The following is a 15,270-nucleotide window of genomic DNA, read 5'->3' on the forward strand; positions in this document are numbered from 1 at the left end:
CTAGTAATCCCACTCACCCCACTACAACTCAAAAACTCACCGAAGCCGATAACCGTGCCGTACGCGGCGCCCCCTGGAACAGGTAGTTATCCCCCAGATAATCCCCCACATCCCGCCAGTAACGTTTGTCGAAGACGTTGTCCACTGTCAGCCGCAGAGCCGTGTCATACCCCCCGACGCGCGTCTGGTAGCGCCCGCCCAGGTCGAACACGGTATACCCGCCCACCGCCACGTTGCCTGTATGGTCGGCGTACTTGCGGGCGCTGTAGCGGACCCCGCCCAAGAGCGCCAGCCCTGGCACAGGCAGGCTGTACTGCGCCTGCAGGGCTACCCGGAACCTTGGCACGTTGATGGCCTGATGCCCCTCACGCTCAGCGGTGCCGCTGCCCACCACCCGCGCACGAATGGCGGCCGCGCTGGCCTGCAATTGTAAGTTGGATGTCACCCAACCGCTGGCCCCGAGTTCCAGCCCTGTGTTTTTCTGCTGGCCTTGCTGCACATAGGTGAAGACGCCGTCGCCGTCAGGGCGCGCGTACTGGTACGCCTGACGAATCTGGAACAACGCAGCGCTCACGCTCAGCGCCTCCCAGTCATGCTTGAGGCCCACTTCCAGCTGGCGCGAGAGGGTAGGGGCAAGGATCTGCGCAGCGTTTTGGGTAAACCAAGGTGCAGTGCCGCCCGCCGAAAGCCCTTTGGCATAACTGGCATAAAGGGTGGTGTCTGGCGCAGGTTTGTAGACCAGCGCTGCGTTGGGCAGCAGTTGATATTGGCGAGTGTGCCGCCCGGCAGTGCCGGTTTCGTCCCAGGTGCGTTCATCCAGACGCACTTCCCGGGCGCCCAGTATGGCTTGCCAGTCTTCATTGAACGTCACCCGGTCAGTGACGAAGAGCCCGTACTGGCGGCTGTCCAGGCGCCTTTCGCTGGCGCCGACGGGTTGATCTGAGGGGGGAAGGGCAGGCGCGACTTCGCCCAGGGTGCCGGTGCCGAGCCACACGTTGTAGTACGGGCGCAGGTCCAGTGTACGGCGCTGGGCGCTGGTGCCCAGGGTCAACGCGTGGCCTAGGCCCAGCGCATCGAAGCGCCCATCGAGCGTGGCCTGCGCTTCGTCGATACGCCGGGTGTCGTCGGGGCTGCGAAAATCATAGATGTCGTAGTCGCCGGCACTGCTGAAAAAGGCGCCTTCGCCCGACCCCCAGGCAAAGGCACTGTAGTCGTCGATCACCGCCTGGCTGCGTGAGGCGCTGACGGTGCCTGTCCAGGCCTCGCTGAAGCGGTACTCCAGGCGCCCGCCCAGGTTCAGCGAATCGGTTTGCACAGGCTTGGCCCACTGCTGGTAGGCCAGGCGGTCCTTGGGGTCCACGTCGTGAGGCAGGCGCGTGCCGCCCAGCAGCTGATAACCCGGTACCGAGCGTTGCTGGCGGTGCTGGTAATCGGCATCCAATTGCAAGGTGGCGTCCGGGCTGATCTGCCAGTCAAACGCCAGCGCCGCGAAATCACGCTGGCCGTCGGCATGCGCGACATAGGAACGGATGTCCTCATGCGCCAGGTTCACGCGCAGGCCAAACTGCTGCTGGTCGCCGAACCAGCCGCCGACGTCGGTGGCCAGGTAACGTTCGCCCTGCTCGTTGGTGGACACCGTGACCCGGCGCACGGGCTCGGCCCGCTTGGTCACATAGTTGACCAGGCCGCCGGGCGCCGACACGCCGCTTTGCAGCCCCGACAGACCCTTGAGCAGTTCCACCTGCTGCTTGTTCTCCAGGGCCACGTTCTGCTCGCCGACAAGGGTGTGGCCGTTGAGGCGGTAGCTGCTGGCGGCGTTGAGCTCGAAGCCGCGCACGTTGAAGTTCTCGTAGTACCCGACCGGTGCGTAGCTTTCCCCCACCGAAGCGTCGCCTTGCAGCACTTCGCTGAGCAGGCGTACCTGCCGATCTTCCAGCAAAGGCTGGCTGAAGACGCTGATCGATGCCGGGGTGTCAAGCAGGGGTGCAGCCTGAAAACTGCCCACGGCAGCTTCACGTGCCTGGTAGCCATCGTTGCCGTAGGTATCGGATACCTCAAGCGGGTCCAGTTGCACCCCTTGGGCTGCGAACGCCGCAGGGCATTGCAGGGCCAAGCCCAGGCTTAAAAGGCCAAGGGGCAAGCGAGGATGAGGCGGGGGCATGCGTGGGGCTCCTGAAGGCGCGGCACAGGCTGTGAAAAAGCCCGCATAGTATCAGTCGCTTCAGGTGATGGGCGCAGACAAAAGCCTTGGGGGCGTCTTAGGGCGGGGCGCGCCAAGCAGCCCCCGTAGGCACGGCTACTGGCGCACCAAGGCTTCGGGTTTGGCTTTACGCGCGGCTACCCACCAAACGATCAACGCCAACGCACCAATCACCAGGCCTGCCAGCACGATGCCTGGCCAGCCCTGGCGCTGGAACAGTTGCGTGCCCAGCAGCGACCCCAGGGCGCCACCGATGAAATAGCATGTGATATAGCCCGCGTTCAGACGGGTCCGCGCTTCGGGGCGTAGGGCGATAACCGCGTTCTGGTTGCTCACATGCACCAGCTGCACGGCCAGGTCGAGCATCAGCACGCCCAGCAGCAAGGCCAGCAAGGACTGCTCGGCAAAGCCCAGCGGTACCCAGGACAGCAGCAAGACCACCAGCCCCACCGTGGTCCCCAGCGAGCCCTTGCCATGGTCAGCCAGCCGCCCGGCCCAGTTGGCCGAAAGCGCCCCGGCCGCACCCGCCAGGCCGAACAGGCCGATCACCGCGTCGGAGTAGTGATAAGGCTCGTTGGCCAGCAGAAATGCCAGGGGCGTCCAGAACAGCGCGAACAGGCTGAACGCCAGCAGGCCCAGCAGCGAGCGCAGGCGCAGCACCGGCTCTTCGATGAACAGGCGAAACACGGAGCCAATCAGGGCCGGATACCGCAGGCCTGCATGGCTGTGATGCTCCGGCAGGCTACGGTGCAGGGCCAGGGCCGTGATACCCATCAGCACCGCAGCCAGCACGTAGATGCTGCGCCACCCGCCCAGTTCGGCCATGAAGCCTGCGGCCGTACGCGCCAGCAAGATGCCCAGCAACAGGCCGCTCATCAAGGTGCCGATGGCACGCCCCCGTTGATTGGGCTCGCTCAGCGAGGCGGCCATGGGCACCAGGATCTGCGCCACCACGGAAAACAACCCGGTCAACGTGGTGCCCAGTATCAACCAGGGCAGGCTGGGGGCACAGGCACTGATGACCAGGCCAAGCGTGGCGATCACGGTCATCACGGTGATCAGCCGGCGTTGTTCGAACAGATCGCCCAGCGGTGCCAGCAGCAACAGACCGGCCCCGTAGCTGAGCTGCGCGGCAATCACGATGCTGCCGGCGCTGGCAGTGCTCAGGCCGAACTGCTGGGCGATGCTGTGCAGCAGGGGTTGAGCGTAGTAATTGCTGGCCACGGCCAGGCCAGTGGCCGTGGCCATCAGCAGAATCAGGGCACGGCTGAGGGTTGGGGTGTGCATTGGGGTTCTCGTGACAGGCAGTGAAGTGGAAAAGCTTATCGCCATCCGAGATGCATGACACCAATGTATAGTGCTCACGCCATCGATCGTGAAAGCAGATAGATCCATGAACCTCAAACAGCTCGAATACGCCTTGGCCGTAGCCGAGACCGGCAGTTTTACCCGTGCCGCCGAGCGCTGCCATGTGGTGCAGTCGGCCCTCAGTCATCAGGTGGCCAGGCTGGAAGGCCAGCTGGGCGTGAGCCTGTTCGAGCGCACCTCGCGCCGGGTATGCCTGACCCCGGCAGGCGAGGCGTTCGTGCTCAGCGCCCGGCCAGCAGTGGAGGCAGCGCGCCGCATCGCCGACGATGTGGCCGCCGCCTGTGGCCAGGTTCGCGGTCGACTGACGATTGGCGAAATCAGCTCGCTGACGGCCCTGGACCTGGTCGATCTGCTTGCCGATTTTCACGGGCACTATCCGGATGTGGACGTGCGTTGGCTCACGGCAAAGAGCGAACTGCTGGTCGCCGATGTGCTCGAACGCCGACTGGATGTGGGTTTCATCGGCTTGTGGGAAGGCGAGGGCGTGCAGGGTGTGCAGCATCGCCTGCTGGCTCGGGAAGCACTCGTCGCCGTGCTTCCACCCACCCATCGCCTGGCCGGACACGGGCAACTGACACTCGCCGACCTGGTCCGGGAGGTGCTGGTGGATTTCCCGGAAGGCACGGGTGCACGTCGGCAGACCGACGAGGCTTTCCAGGCGGCAGGGCTGCACCGTCGGGTGCAGTTCGAGATCGGTCATGTGCAGCTGGTGGAGAAGTTCGTGCAGCGCGGCATGGCGATCGGCCTAGTGCCGGAGCAGGTGGCCCAGGGCTTTGACGGCGTGGCCGTGGTGCAACTGCTCGATGCGCCTGTGCGGCACCTGTACGCGATCTGGTCCGCCCATCCGACACCCGCCGCCCGGGCCTTTCTAGAGCTCATGGAGCAGCGCTTGGGGGCGATTGAGGGGCAGGCGCTAGATCACCTCGACGACTGTCCAGCGTGTGGCATTGAGACAGACCTCGTCGTCAATGTGCTTGCCCATCAGTTGTTGCCCCAAAGGTGAGCGCGGCGTGATCACCATGACCATCCCATCGCCCGTGCCGATTTTCAGCCCGGCCGCCTCTGGCCCGATGATCAGCCTGCGGCATTGGCCCTGTTCATCTTCCAAGGTGACCACCTGGCTCACCTGCACCCCTTGCTGAGGGTCGTAGTCGCGCAGCTTCAGTTGCCGGTAGGTGTGCAGTGCCTGGCGGATCTCGGCGCTGCGCCGGGCCTGGCCGGTGGCCAGGTAGGAGGCTTCCAGCCCCAGCGTGTCGTACTTGTTCTCGGCGATGTTTTCTTCGGCAGTCGCAGCTTCATAGGCGCTCTGCGCTGCCCGGGTTACCACATCCAGGTCGTGTTCAAGGGCCGTGATGATCTGCGCTATCAGGTGGGGCTTGTTCATGATCAGTAACAGAACTCCAGCACGTTGGCTTGGCTTTTGTCTGTAGGGGCCGTGCGATTCTGCTGCAACCAGAACTGGCACTTGGGGCTGTTGAGGTTGCGCGGGTTGCCTTGGGCGGCTTCGGCAGCCTGTTCCAGTTGCTGCTTGTGCAGCATGTCCTTGTAACGCTCGAACATTTCGCCCTGGGCGTCCGGTGGCTGGGTGACGGTCGGGGGCGTAGTGGCGTGGGGGGCGTCTTGCGTGGTGGCTGACGCCGGTGCTTCGGCCGGGGTGGGCATAAGCTGGTCTGCAAGCCACAGGCTGGCAGCAATGGCCAGGGCGCCCAGCCATAGCCCCAGCGCAATGCTCAGTATCAGCGGCAAGGGTTTGAGTGTGATCGTCAATTCGCGGCGACGGGGCATGGTTGCTTCCTGGCAAGGTGGGCACTGGCGCATTGTTGCATGCAAGCCGGCCTTTTTTCGCCCACGGCTGTCTTTGGTGACAATTTATGCGCAGAATCCGCAGCTTTGGCACGGGTTAGGGAGCCCAGCATGACAGCCACTTGGGACATCTTTTGCAGCGTCGTGGACAACTACGGCGATATCGGTGTGACCTGGCGCCTGGCCCGGCAACTGGTGGCCGAGCACGAGGTGGCCGTACGCTTGTGGGTTGATGACCTCAATGCCTTCGTGCCCATGTGCCCTGGCGCAGATGCCACGGCGGCGCAGCAATGGCTGCGGGGTGTAGAGGTGCGTCAGTGGTCGCCTACCTGGGTGCCGGTGGAGCCGGGTGATGTGGTGATCGGCGCATTCGCCTGCCAACTGCCCGACGCTTTTGTCCAGGCCATGCGAGCGCGTAACCATCCGCCTGTGTGGCTGAACCTTGAATACCTGAGCGCCGAGCCTTGGGTGGAAGGTTGTCATGGGCTGCCATCACCGCAGCCAAACGGGCTGCGCAAGGTGTTTTTCTTTCCAGGCTTCACCGAAAAGACCGGTGGACTGCTTCGCGAGCATGACCTGCTGCCAAGGCGTGACGCCTTCGAGTCGTCCAACCGAGCGCGAGCAACGTTTCTAGAGGCCTTAGGGGTGGCGCCTGGGCAAGATGCGCTGTTGATCATGCTATTTGCCTACGAGAATCCGCAGCTTGCCAGCTGGTTGCAGGCGCTGGCCACCGACCCGCAGGCGTGCCATGTGCTGGTACCGCAAGGACGGAGCATCGCCGGGCTTGCGCAGTGGCTGGGGGTAACGCAGCTGGAGGCGGGCGATGTGCATGTGCGCGGGTCATTGACGGTGCAGGTGTTGCCTTTCGTCAGTCAGGACGACTTCGACCGGCTGTTGTGGAGCTGCGATTTCAACGCCGTACGGGGCGAAGATTCCTTCGTTCGCGCCCAGTGGGCCGCCAAGCCCATGCTTTGGCACATCTACGTGCAGGAAGAAAACGCTCACTGGGAAAAACTCGAGGCGTTCCTGGCGCTTTATCGACGTGGCTTGTCGGACGAGGCGCAAGCTGCCCTGCTCGGGCTGTGGCGCGCCTGGAACATGGACCAGGACATGGGGCAGGCCTGGCGCGCGGCCCGCGCATATTGGGCGCAATTGCAGCAGCATGCCCGCTGTTGGGCTGCTCAGCAGGCCGCTGGGCCGGACCTTGCCAAGGCGCTAGTACACTTTTGTGGAAATTCGCTATGATATGCGGCCTCGATTTTTATAAATCCATCCAGATTCGGATACTGCGTAATGAAAACTGGTAAAGAACTGAAACCCGGTACCGTCCTGCGGATCGACAACGACCCGTGGCTGGTTCAGAAAGCTGAGTTCACCAAGTCGGGCCGTAACAGCGCGATCATGAAGACCAAGCTCAAGAACCTGCTGACCGGCTACAAGACCGAAACCGTATACGGTGCGGACGACAAGCTGGACGACGTGATCCTGGACCGCAAGGAAGCCACGCTGTCGTTCATCAACGGTGATGAATACACCTTCATGGACACCACCGACTACACCATGTACGAGCTGAACGCCGAAGACATCGAAGCCGTTCTGCCGTACATCGAAGAAGGCATGGAAGATGTCTGTGAAGCCGTCTTCTTCGAAGGCCGCCTGGTATCGGTAGAACTGCCGACCACCATCAGCCGTCAGGTCGTCTACACTGAGAACGCCGCGCGCGGTGACACCTCGGGTAAGGTGATGAAGCCTGCCAAGCTGAAGAACGGTACCGAGATCTCGGTGGCGGACTTCATTCAGATCGACGAGTGGATCGACATCGACACCCGCGACAACAGCTTCAAGGGTCGCTCCAAGAAGTAATGCTTCTTGGGTAGCCTGAAGCACCGCTATTGCCTGGTGCTTATTTGGGGCCGCGAAGCGGCCCCAACTGTTAATCCCACGCAAAACTGGGTTTTACAGCACCGCCTCTGGGCAGCGCCGCTCCAACCCAAGGTCCCCCCTCACAACGTCCTCTGCAAGCTCTCGCGCAGTGCCAGCAAATCTGCCTGCAGCTTTTGCAGCCCCTCATGGGTACGCCCACTGGCCTTGATAATCAGCTGAGGCACTTCTTCAGCCTGCTTCTGCAACTTGCGCCCTTTGTCTGTCAGCTGAACCAGCACAACCCGCTCATCTTCACGGCTGCGGGTGCGCTTGAGCAGGCCTTCGCTTTCCAGGCGCTTGAGCAACGGTGTCAGTGAACCTGGGTCAGTGAGCAGGTGCTGGCTGATTTCGCCCACGGTCAAACCATCGTGCTCCCACAACACCAGCATCGCCAGGTATTGCGGGTAAGTCAGGTTGAGGGCCTGAAGCAAGGGCTTGTACACCTTCGTCATCAATAACGAGGTGGAATGCAGCGCGAAGCAGACCTGGTTCTCCAGTAGCAGTTCGGCGCCAGAGGCTTTGTTATCGGCGTTCATGCAGGTCCTTGAATTCGTTGAATAAGAAACTAGCACGCTGATGGTGGGTACGCTTACTACCAGCGTAATTCACTGCGCAGTGCCAGATCCCACGGCGGGACTGGGCTAAAGCGGCTCTTGAGGAATTCGAGCAGCAATCGGCTGCGAGAGTTCGTTTCATGTTCAAGGCGAAGTGCATAAATGCCGCTCGTCTCCGGTTGGGGCAAGCCAGCGTCGCAAAAAAGCGCGATCAATTCCCCGCGCAGCAGGTATTCACTGGTCAGCCACGTCGGTAAATGGGCGATTCCCAGCCCGGCCAGGGCGCCGAACAGAAGTGTTTCGGCATTGTTGGCAACCATGCGCATGCGCGAGGGCCGGTACAGACGTGTCTGGCCGTCCACCTCGAATCTCCAGGCGAACGGGGGTGCCAGGCCGTCCCAGTCCAGACCATCATGCCCGGGCAATTGGCTGGGGCACTTGGGCAAGCCCCGCGCCGCCAGGTAGGCGGGGCTGGCGCAGGCGATGCGCACCATGTCGGCAAGGGGTGTCGCGACCAGGCGCGTATCGGCCAGCGGACCTGCCCGTAACACCAGGTCGACTTCCCCCAAATGGCTACCGTGCATGTCGACGAAGCTGTCGATCAAGCGCAACTGCACGTCAAGGCCAGGGTAGGCCACCAGAAAATCGGCGATCGCCGGTGCCAGATGACGGCGCCCGAAGGCCGCCGGTGCATCCATGCGTATCAAGCCTTCCGGGGCATTGCTCAGCGACACCGCTTCGGCCCGGGCCAGGCGCAACTCATCGATGACATGCTTGGCGCGTTCGGCAAACGCATTGCCTGCAGGCGTTGGCCGCACGGCGTGGGTGCTGCGGCTGAACAGGCGACTGCCGAGGGCTCGCTCCAGGTTGTCGATACGCCGGGCAACTGCTGAAGGCGTCAGCGGGTGACGCCGGGCCGCGCCGGAAAAGCTCCCGGTTTCCAGTACATCCAGAAACAAGCTCAGTTGATCGATCAATGCATCGGGGTTCATGGGCAAATTCGCTTATGCAGGAAACGCACAGCCATTGTGCGTGGCTGTGCGTTTCGCTGCCAGCGTGCAGCCGCTAGCATGACGATCCCTGTGCACGATAAAAGTAGAAGGCTGATGATCGAGTGGGTACTGTACGGCGTATTGGGTGTCGCCCTGGGAACCGTGGGTGGGCTTTTCGGCATCGGTGGCGGCCTGATTGCCATCCCGGCCCTTGGCGTGTTATTCGGGCTTGACCAGCAATTGGCGCAGGGCACGGCGTTGGTCATGGTCGTGCCCAACGTGCTATTGGCGTTATGGCGCTATCACCAGCGCAACCGCATCGAGCTGCGGCATGCCTTGCCGCTGTCCTTGTGCAGCTTTGTGTTCGCGTGGTTGGGGTCGATCTGGGCGGTGGGGTTGGACGCACATGCCATGCGCTTGGGCTTCGTGGGCTTTCTGGTGGCGCTGGCGATCTGGAACGTGGCCAGGATGTTCATGAAAGTCAGCCCTGCCAATACCGAGCTGCGTCACCCCTGGCCTTGGCTTGGCGTTCTCGGCTGCTTCGCCGGGACCATGGGCGGGTTGTTCGGCGTCGGTGGCGCGGTCGTCGCCACGCCCCTATTGACCAGCGTGTTCGGTGCCACCCAGGTGGTGGCGCAAGGGTTGTCGCTGGCCCTGGCCGCGCCGAGTACGTTGGTCACCTTGGTGACTTACGCCGTGCACCACAGTGTGGACTGGGGCGTGGGTATCCCGCTTGCGGTAGGCGGGCTGTTGAGCATCAGCTGGGGCGTGAAGTTGGCCCACGCCTTACCGGAAAAGGCGCTGCGGGCGATGTTCTGCGTTTTCCTGGTGGCCTGCGCGGTCATGCTGGGTTTCGAACTGTAGACGCAGGCGTGTCACTTGAACCCTTCGATGATGTACTGCGCCATGCAGTCGGTGATGGGGGAGGGTGACTGACCGCCACGTACCAGCATGACGTTGGCCAGCGGCAATTCAGGCAAGCCTTCGGCTTCGCCGAGTACCCGCAGATTGCCGCCGATCAGGCTCTGCAGCTGGGCGGTCACCGCAAGCCCTGCGGTGACCACGGCAAAAATCGCTGAGAGGCTGGGGCTTGTGTAGGCCACTCGGTAGTCGATGCCCTGGGTTTCCAGTGCGTTACAGGTCCAGGCGCGGCAGAAGCATTCGGTGTTGAACAATGCCAGTGGCATGGGGCGCTGCTCGTGCGGGCAGAAGCCCTCGGCCGCGGCCCATACCAGCCGCTCCTGGCGTAGCAATTGGCCGATCTCGTTGCCGGGCTCGCGGGTGACGATGGTCAGGTCCAGGTCCTTGCGCAGCATCAGTTGGCGTGAGGTATCGCAGTGCACCTCCACCTGAACCAAGGGGTAGGCTTTGGCGAAGCTGGACAAGATGCTCGGCAGAAAACGCATGGCGTAGTCGTCCGGCGTACCGATACGCACCAGGCCCACCATGTGCGGCATGCGCAGCGTGTTGAAGACTTCGCCGTGCAGCTTGAGGATGCGCCGGGCATACCCCAGCAACACCTGACCTTCGGCGGTCAGGCGCACCTGCCGCCCCTCGCGCTCGAACAAGGGCCGCTGAAGGATATCTTCTTCCAGGCGCTTCATCTGCATGCTGACGGCCGATTGGGTGCGGTTGACCACTTCACCAGCCCGGGTGAAGCCACCTTGCTCGGCAATGGCAACGAAGGTGCGTAACACGTCGGCGTCAAGGCTCTGGTACTGGGACATTGCATCAATCTCCGAGATGCATGGCATCAGAAACATTCGTTGGATTGATCTTAATCGGCGCGTGAGACTGAAGCCATCGATAACGGAGGGCTTCACGATGAAAGGTACGATCAGCAACGCAGAGGCTTCGGTCATTTCGTTCAGGCCGCTGTGGCGGGCGACGTGGGGGCGAGTGACTCGGTGGTTGGAGCTGCACCGCCAGCGTCAGCAGCTTGCCAGCCTGAGCGATGCCATGCTTCACGACCTGGGTTTGAGCAGGGCCGATACTCATCAGGAAAGCGAGCGGCACTTCTGGGACGACCCGCTGTGCAAGTGAGCCCAGCGGTGTCCTTGCCTGGCGTTTCGGGGCTGTCGTTTAGCGCCGCACCTGTTTCAATGTTTCAGCGATCAGGAACGCCAATTCCAGCGACTGGTCGGCGTTCATTCGCGGGTCGCAGTGGGTATGGTAGCGATCCGACAGGGCATCCTCGGTGATCGGGCGAGCCCCACCGATGCATTCGGTGACGTTCTGCCCGGTCATCTCGATATGAATACCGCCCGCATGGCTGCCTTCGGCCTGGTGCACCTGGAAGAACTGCTTCACCTCGTCCAGGATCTGGGCGAAGTCGCGGGTCTTGTAGCCGCTGCTGGCCTTGATGGTATTGCCGTGCATCGGGTCCGAACTCCATAGCACCTTGCGACCCTCGCGCTCGACCGTGCGGATCAGCCCCGGCAAATGGCCCCCGACCTTGCCCGCGCCCATGCGCACGATCAGGTTCAGGCGCCCTGGGTCGTTGCCGGGGTTGAGGATGTCGATCAGGCGGATGAGCGCCTCTGGGTCCATGCTCGGGCCCACCTTGACCCCTATCGGGTTGTGCACCCCACGCAAGAACTCCACGTGTGCGCCATCGAGCTGGCGGGTGCGATCGCCGATCCAGAGCATGTGCGCGGAGCAGTCGTAGTAGTCGCCGGTCAGGCTGTCCTGGCGCACGAAGGCCTGTTCGTAGTTCAGCAGCAGGGCTTCGTGGGCCGTGAAGAAGCTGGTCTCACGCAGCTGGGGTGCGCTGTCCAGGCCACAGGCGCGCATGAACGCCAGGGTTTCGTCGATGCGGTTGGCCAACTGGTGGTATTTGTCGGCCAGCGCCGAATTGGCGATGAAGTCCAGGTTCCACTTGTGCACCTGGTGCAGGTCGGCAAAGCCGCCTTGGGCAAAGGCGCGCAACAGGTTCAGGCTGGCCGTGGACTGGTGGTAGGCCTGCAGCAAGCGCTCTGGGTCGGGGATGCGGCTCTTGGCATCGAAGCCGATACCATTGACGATGTCGCCGCGGTAGGCGGGCAGGGTAACGCCCCCCAGGGTCTCATCACCGGCCGAGCGAGGCTTGGCGAATTGCCCGGCCATGCGCCCTACCTTGACCACGGGGCAACCGGCGGCAAAGGTCATGACGATGGCCATTTGCAGCAGCACCTTGAAGGTGTCGCGAATCTTGGCCGCGGAAAATTCCGCGAAGCTCTCGGCACAGTCGCCACCTTGCAGGAGAAACGCCCGGCCTTCGGTCACCTCGGCGAACTGGCGTCGCAACTCGCGGGCTTCGCCAGCGAACACCAACGGCGGGTAACTGGCCAGGGTTTGCTCGACCTTGTGCAGGTGCGCAGTGTCAGGGTAGACGGGTTGTTGCTGGATCGGCAGGGCACGCCAGCTGTCAGGGCTCCACGTTTGGGTCATTTCAGGCTCGGTCATGTAGGTTGCAGGCTGGCAGCCATGGTAACAGCTGGCACCGTGCTTGTTGCAGCACGGGCGTTGACGGACAATGCAGCTTTTGCGGGGTGATTTGCACATGGTGGCGCAACGGCAGGAACGGTTGCTGGCACGCGTGGAGGATGCCTTTGGCGTCATCAGCGTGTACGAGGTGGATGATTACCGTTTCCTCGAATTCGGCGACGCCATCGAGCAGAGCTGCGTGTTCACGGCGGACCCCAGCTGGCTGGAGTACGACTATACCCGCGCCATGCTGGTAGGGGCGCTCTGCCATGGGCAGCCGGAAAGTGCGCTGTTCCTGGGGCTGGGCGCCGGAACCCTGACCCAGGCGTGCATGAAGTTTCTGCCCCTCGAAGACATCGAGGCCATCGAGCTGCGCCCGGATGTGCCACGTCTGGCCATGGAGCACCTTGGCCTGGACGATGACCCACGGCTATATGTGCGCATTGGTGATGCTGTCCAATTGCTGCCGACTGCGGAAACGACCGACTTGTTGTTCGTCGACCTTTATACCGACCATGGGCCGGGCGTCGGGCATCTGGCTTGGAATTTTCTTGAGGGCTGCCAGCAACGCCTCAACCCCGGCGGCTGGCTGGTGATCAATCAGTGGGCGACCGACGAGGGCAAGCCCCTTGGGGCGGCATTGCTGCGCGGGTTGTACCACCGCCATTACTGGGAGTTGCCGGTCAAGGAGGGCAACGTGATCGTGCTGGTGCCAGCCGATCTGGAGCAGACCCTGGACATGGCGGGGCTGCGGGCGCGGGCCGAGGCGCTGGCACCACGCCTGGGGTATAGCCTTGACGGGTTGATCAAGGAAATTCGCCCGGCCAGTTGAGCTGGGCGTGTGGGATGAGCTTGCAGGGGCCGCTGCGCAGTCATACAGAGGCCCCGAGCATCAAGTCCGTAGCGTTTCAGCTGCTTGGCGATAACCCAAGCCACGACCCTTGAGGTGCAAAAGATTTATCGTTTCAGCTACCTTCAGCCGACATCCTTCCCAAATCCTGCGCCCTGAAAAAATTCCTCCCGTCCCGTTCGATTTCAGGTATAGTACGCGCCGGTCTTTTAGCGGGCCTCAAAAATCAGGCGGTGCAAATCCTCCGAGTCCAGCTTCGGCTGCACGTCCGCTAGGCGGACCTTCCCAAGTATCTTTTTCAATCGTTTTCGCAAATCCCCGCCGCCAAAGCTGCCTGGGTGACCTGTCGGTCTTTCATGGCTTGTGCAGCTTTGGAGCATGGGTCTTTGCGGATGCACTCTAGAGGCAGACCCATGACCCAGGAAATCGCCGGCTTCGCCGCTCTCGATCTCAATCCGAACATTGTTGCCGCTGTCGTGGCCACCGGCTATGAAGAGCCGTCGGCCATTCAGCAGCAATCGATCCCGATCATCCTAGCCGGTCACGACATGATCGGCCAGGCGCAGACAGGCACCGGCAAGACCGCTGCCTTCGCTCTGCCGATCCTCAACAAGATCGATGTGAGCAAGCGCGAGCCGCAAGCCCTGATCCTGGCACCAACCCGTGAGTTGGCGCTGCAAGTTGCAACCGCTTTCGAAACCTACGCCAAGCAGATGCCGGGCGTGAACGTCGTGGCCGTCTACGGTGGTGCCCCGATGGGCCCGCAGTTGCGCGCCATCCGCAACGGCGCGCAAATCGTCGTCGCCACTCCAGGCCGTCTGTGCGACCACTTGCGTCGTGACGAGAAGGTCCTGTCGACCGTGCAGTACCTGGTACTGGACGAAGCCGACGAGATGCTCAAGCTGGGCTTCATGGACGACCTCGAAGTGATCTTCGATGCCATCCCGGCTACGCGTCAGACCGTACTGTTCTCCGCGACCCTGCCGTCGTCGATCCGCTCGATCGCCGAACGTCACCTGCGTGAGCCCAAGCACGTCAAGATCCAGAGCAAGACCCAGACCGTCACCGCGATCGATCAGGCTCACCTGATGGTACATGCCGACCAGAAGATCCCGGCCGTGCTGCGTCTGCTGGAAGTCGAAGAGTTCGACGCGCTGATCGCCTTCGTGCGCACCAAGCAGGCTACCCTGGACCTGGCTGCCGCATTGGAAGCCAAGGGTTACAAGGCTGCTGCGCTGAACGGCGACATCGCCCAGAACCAGCGTGAGCGTGTGATCGACTCGCTCAAGGATGGCCGCCTGGACATCGTCGTCGCTACCGACGTCGCTGCCCGTGGCCTGGACGTGCCGCGCATCACCCACGTGTTCAACGTCGACATGCCGTACGACCCAGAGTCCTACGTTCACCGTATTGGCCGTACCGGCCGTGCGGGTCGCGAAGGTCGCGCACTGCTGCTGGTGACGCCCCGTGAGCGCCGCATGCTGCAGGTGATCGAGCGCGTGACTGGTCAGAAAGTTGCCGAAGCGCGCCTGCCCAACGGCCAGGCGGTGCTCGATGCCCGTATCAAGAAGCTGACCAACAGCCTGGCGCCGCTGGTTGCCGAAGCCGAAGCCACCCACGGTGAGCTGTTCGACCGCCTGACCGCCGACCTGGGCTGCAGCGCTCGCGCGCTGGCTTCTGCCCTGCTGCGCAAGGCCACCAATGGCCAAGCCCTGGACCTGGCAGCGGTAGAACGCGAACAGCCGCTGGTGCCAAGCTTCGCACCGCGTGGCGAGCGCACCGAGCGTGGCGAGCGCCCGGACCGTGGCGAGCGCGAGCGTCGTGCGCCACTGCCGCTGGCAGAAGGCCGCGTACGCTGCCGTACCGCCCTGGGCGCACGTGACGGTATCGCCGCCAAGAACCTGCTGGGCGCCATCCTCAACGAAGGTGGCCTGGCGCGTGATGCCATTGGTCGCATCCAGGTGCGTGATAGCTTCAGCCTGGTCGAGCTGCCGGAGGATGGCCTCGAGAAGCTGTTGACCAAGCTCAAGGACACTCGCGTCGCTGGCAAGCAGCTCAAGCTGCGTCGCTACCGCGAAGATTGATCCCCAAGCAGTGAAAAATCCCCGGCCTAGG

Annotated in this window: 13 protein-coding genes and 2 pseudogenes; 7 read left to right on the top strand and 8 right to left on the bottom strand. The window is 62.8% G+C overall.

Going from position 1 to position 15,270, the window contains the following annotated elements:
* Positions 1-28 precede the first annotated feature (28 nt).
* Both ACF8GB_RS10230 and ACF8GB_RS10235 read right to left on the bottom strand, forming a co-directional pair.
* On the bottom strand, positions 29-2,161 hold the full coding sequence (locus ACF8GB_RS10230; protein ID WP_392526967.1) for a TonB-dependent siderophore receptor: 2,133 nt from the start codon (positions 2,159-2,161) through the stop codon (positions 29-31).
* 135 nt (positions 2,162-2,296) lie between these two features.
* On the bottom strand, positions 2,297-3,487 hold the full coding sequence (locus tag ACF8GB_RS10235; RefSeq protein WP_058605791.1) for an MFS transporter: 1,191 nt from the start codon (positions 3,485-3,487) through the stop codon (positions 2,297-2,299).
* 106 nt (positions 3,488-3,593) lie between these two features.
* Between ACF8GB_RS10235 and ACF8GB_RS10240 the strand changes: the two are divergent.
* Positions 3,594-4,475: pseudogene (locus tag ACF8GB_RS10240) on the top strand (LysR family transcriptional regulator); the annotation flags it as partial.
* A 6-nt stretch (positions 4,476-4,481) separates the two neighbouring features.
* Here the strand turns inward: ACF8GB_RS10240 and ACF8GB_RS10245 are convergent.
* Entirely contained in the window at positions 4,482-4,952 is a 471-nt protein-coding gene (locus ACF8GB_RS10245; protein ID WP_145255119.1) for a GreA/GreB family elongation factor, read from the bottom strand.
* A gap of 2 nt (positions 4,953-4,954) precedes the next feature.
* Entirely contained in the window at positions 4,955-5,353 is a 399-nt protein-coding gene (locus tag ACF8GB_RS10250; protein WP_196127498.1) for a hypothetical protein, read from the bottom strand.
* A gap of 129 nt (positions 5,354-5,482) precedes the next feature.
* On the opposite strand from ACF8GB_RS10250, the gene earP reads away from it, so the two are divergent.
* Together earP and efp are read left to right on the top strand one after the other, a co-directional pair.
* Positions 5,483-6,616, top strand: a complete 1,134-nt coding sequence (gene earP / locus ACF8GB_RS10255; RefSeq protein WP_058639830.1) for an elongation factor P maturation arginine rhamnosyltransferase EarP — start codon at positions 5,483-5,485, stop codon at positions 6,614-6,616.
* 48 nt (positions 6,617-6,664) lie between these two features.
* On the top strand, positions 6,665-7,234 hold the full coding sequence (efp, locus tag ACF8GB_RS10260) for an elongation factor P (RefSeq protein WP_013971530.1): 570 nt from the start codon (positions 6,665-6,667) through the stop codon (positions 7,232-7,234).
* 140 nt (positions 7,235-7,374) lie between these two features.
* Here efp and ACF8GB_RS10265 read toward each other — a convergent pair whose 3' ends face one another.
* Together ACF8GB_RS10265 and ACF8GB_RS10270 are read right to left on the bottom strand one after the other, a co-directional pair.
* Positions 7,375-7,830 (bottom strand): MarR family winged helix-turn-helix transcriptional regulator, encoded by a 456-nt coding sequence (locus ACF8GB_RS10265; RefSeq protein WP_392526968.1) that lies wholly within the window; start codon positions 7,828-7,830, stop codon positions 7,375-7,377.
* Positions 7,831-7,886: 56 nt separating this feature from the next.
* A complete protein-coding gene (locus ACF8GB_RS10270) occupies positions 7,887-8,840 on the bottom strand; it encodes a LysR family transcriptional regulator (protein ID WP_182139846.1) in 954 nt (317 codons plus the stop codon).
* A 114-nt stretch (positions 8,841-8,954) separates the two neighbouring features.
* Here ACF8GB_RS10270 and ACF8GB_RS10275 point away from each other — a divergent pair, with 114 nt between their 5' ends.
* A complete protein-coding gene (locus tag ACF8GB_RS10275; protein ID WP_392526969.1) occupies positions 8,955-9,704 on the top strand; it encodes a sulfite exporter TauE/SafE family protein in 750 nt (249 codons plus the stop codon).
* A gap of 11 nt (positions 9,705-9,715) precedes the next feature.
* On the opposite strand, the gene ACF8GB_RS10280 is transcribed toward ACF8GB_RS10275, so the two are convergent.
* Positions 9,716-10,567 (bottom strand): LysR substrate-binding domain-containing protein, encoded by an 852-nt coding sequence (locus ACF8GB_RS10280; protein ID WP_023535366.1) that lies wholly within the window; start codon positions 10,565-10,567, stop codon positions 9,716-9,718.
* Between the two features lie 97 nt (positions 10,568-10,664).
* Between ACF8GB_RS10280 and ACF8GB_RS10285 the strand changes: the two genes are divergently transcribed.
* Positions 10,665-10,883 (top strand): DUF1127 domain-containing protein, encoded by a 219-nt coding sequence (locus tag ACF8GB_RS10285; RefSeq protein ID WP_196137080.1) that lies wholly within the window; start codon positions 10,665-10,667, stop codon positions 10,881-10,883.
* A 39-nt stretch (positions 10,884-10,922) separates the two neighbouring features.
* Here the strand turns inward: ACF8GB_RS10285 and ACF8GB_RS10290 are convergent, their stop codons facing one another.
* Complete coding sequence (locus ACF8GB_RS10290; protein WP_392526970.1) at positions 10,923-12,269, bottom strand: class II 3-deoxy-7-phosphoheptulonate synthase; 1,347 nt, start codon at positions 12,267-12,269, stop codon at positions 10,923-10,925.
* 112 nt (positions 12,270-12,381) lie between these two features.
* On the opposite strand from ACF8GB_RS10290, the gene ACF8GB_RS10295 reads away from it, so the two are divergent.
* Positions 12,382-13,137, top strand: a complete 756-nt coding sequence (locus tag ACF8GB_RS10295; RefSeq protein ID WP_392526971.1) for a spermidine synthase — start codon at positions 12,382-12,384, stop codon at positions 13,135-13,137.
* Positions 13,138-13,533: 396 nt separating this feature from the next.
* Positions 13,534-15,239 (top strand): annotated as a pseudogene (locus ACF8GB_RS10300) (DEAD/DEAH box helicase).
* The last annotated feature ends 31 nt before the right edge of the window (positions 15,240-15,270 follow it).

This window comes from Pseudomonas sp. xss_4, assembly GCF_043104125.1.
GTDB classification, from domain to species: Bacteria; Pseudomonadota; Gammaproteobacteria; order Pseudomonadales; family Pseudomonadaceae; genus Aquipseudomonas; species Aquipseudomonas parafulva_B.

What these genes read in the sequence shown, in the direction of transcription:
- ACF8GB_RS10230 (WP_392526967.1), bottom strand. Translation starts at nt 2,161, where the DNA reads ATGCCCCCGCCTCATCCTCGCTTGCCCCTTGGCCTTTTAAGCCTGGGC.
- ACF8GB_RS10235 (WP_058605791.1), bottom strand. Translation starts at nt 3,487, where the DNA reads ATGCACACCCCAACCCTCAGCCGTGCCCTGATTCTGCTGATGGCCACG.
- ACF8GB_RS10245 (WP_145255119.1), bottom strand. Translation starts at nt 4,952, where the DNA reads ATGAACAAGCCCCACCTGATAGCGCAGATCATCACGGCCCTTGAACAC.
- ACF8GB_RS10250 (WP_196127498.1), bottom strand. Translation starts at nt 5,353, where the DNA reads ATGCCCCGTCGCCGCGAATTGACGATCACACTCAAACCCTTGCCGCTG.
- earP (WP_058639830.1), top strand. Translation starts at nt 5,483, where the DNA reads ATGACAGCCACTTGGGACATCTTTTGCAGCGTCGTGGACAACTACGGC.
- efp (WP_013971530.1), top strand. Translation starts at nt 6,665, where the DNA reads ATGAAAACTGGTAAAGAACTGAAACCCGGTACCGTCCTGCGGATCGAC.
- ACF8GB_RS10265 (WP_392526968.1), bottom strand. Translation starts at nt 7,830, where the DNA reads ATGAACGCCGATAACAAAGCCTCTGGCGCCGAACTGCTACTGGAGAAC.
- ACF8GB_RS10270 (WP_182139846.1), bottom strand. Translation starts at nt 8,840, where the DNA reads ATGAACCCCGATGCATTGATCGATCAACTGAGCTTGTTTCTGGATGTA.
- ACF8GB_RS10275 (WP_392526969.1), top strand. Translation starts at nt 8,955, where the DNA reads ATGATCGAGTGGGTACTGTACGGCGTATTGGGTGTCGCCCTGGGAACC.
- ACF8GB_RS10280 (WP_023535366.1), bottom strand. Translation starts at nt 10,567, where the DNA reads ATGTCCCAGTACCAGAGCCTTGACGCCGACGTGTTACGCACCTTCGTT.
- ACF8GB_RS10285 (WP_196137080.1), top strand. Translation starts at nt 10,665, where the DNA reads ATGAAAGGTACGATCAGCAACGCAGAGGCTTCGGTCATTTCGTTCAGG.
- ACF8GB_RS10290 (WP_392526970.1), bottom strand. Translation starts at nt 12,269, where the DNA reads ATGACCCAAACGTGGAGCCCTGACAGCTGGCGTGCCCTGCCGATCCAG.
- ACF8GB_RS10295 (WP_392526971.1), top strand. Translation starts at nt 12,382, where the DNA reads ATGGTGGCGCAACGGCAGGAACGGTTGCTGGCACGCGTGGAGGATGCC.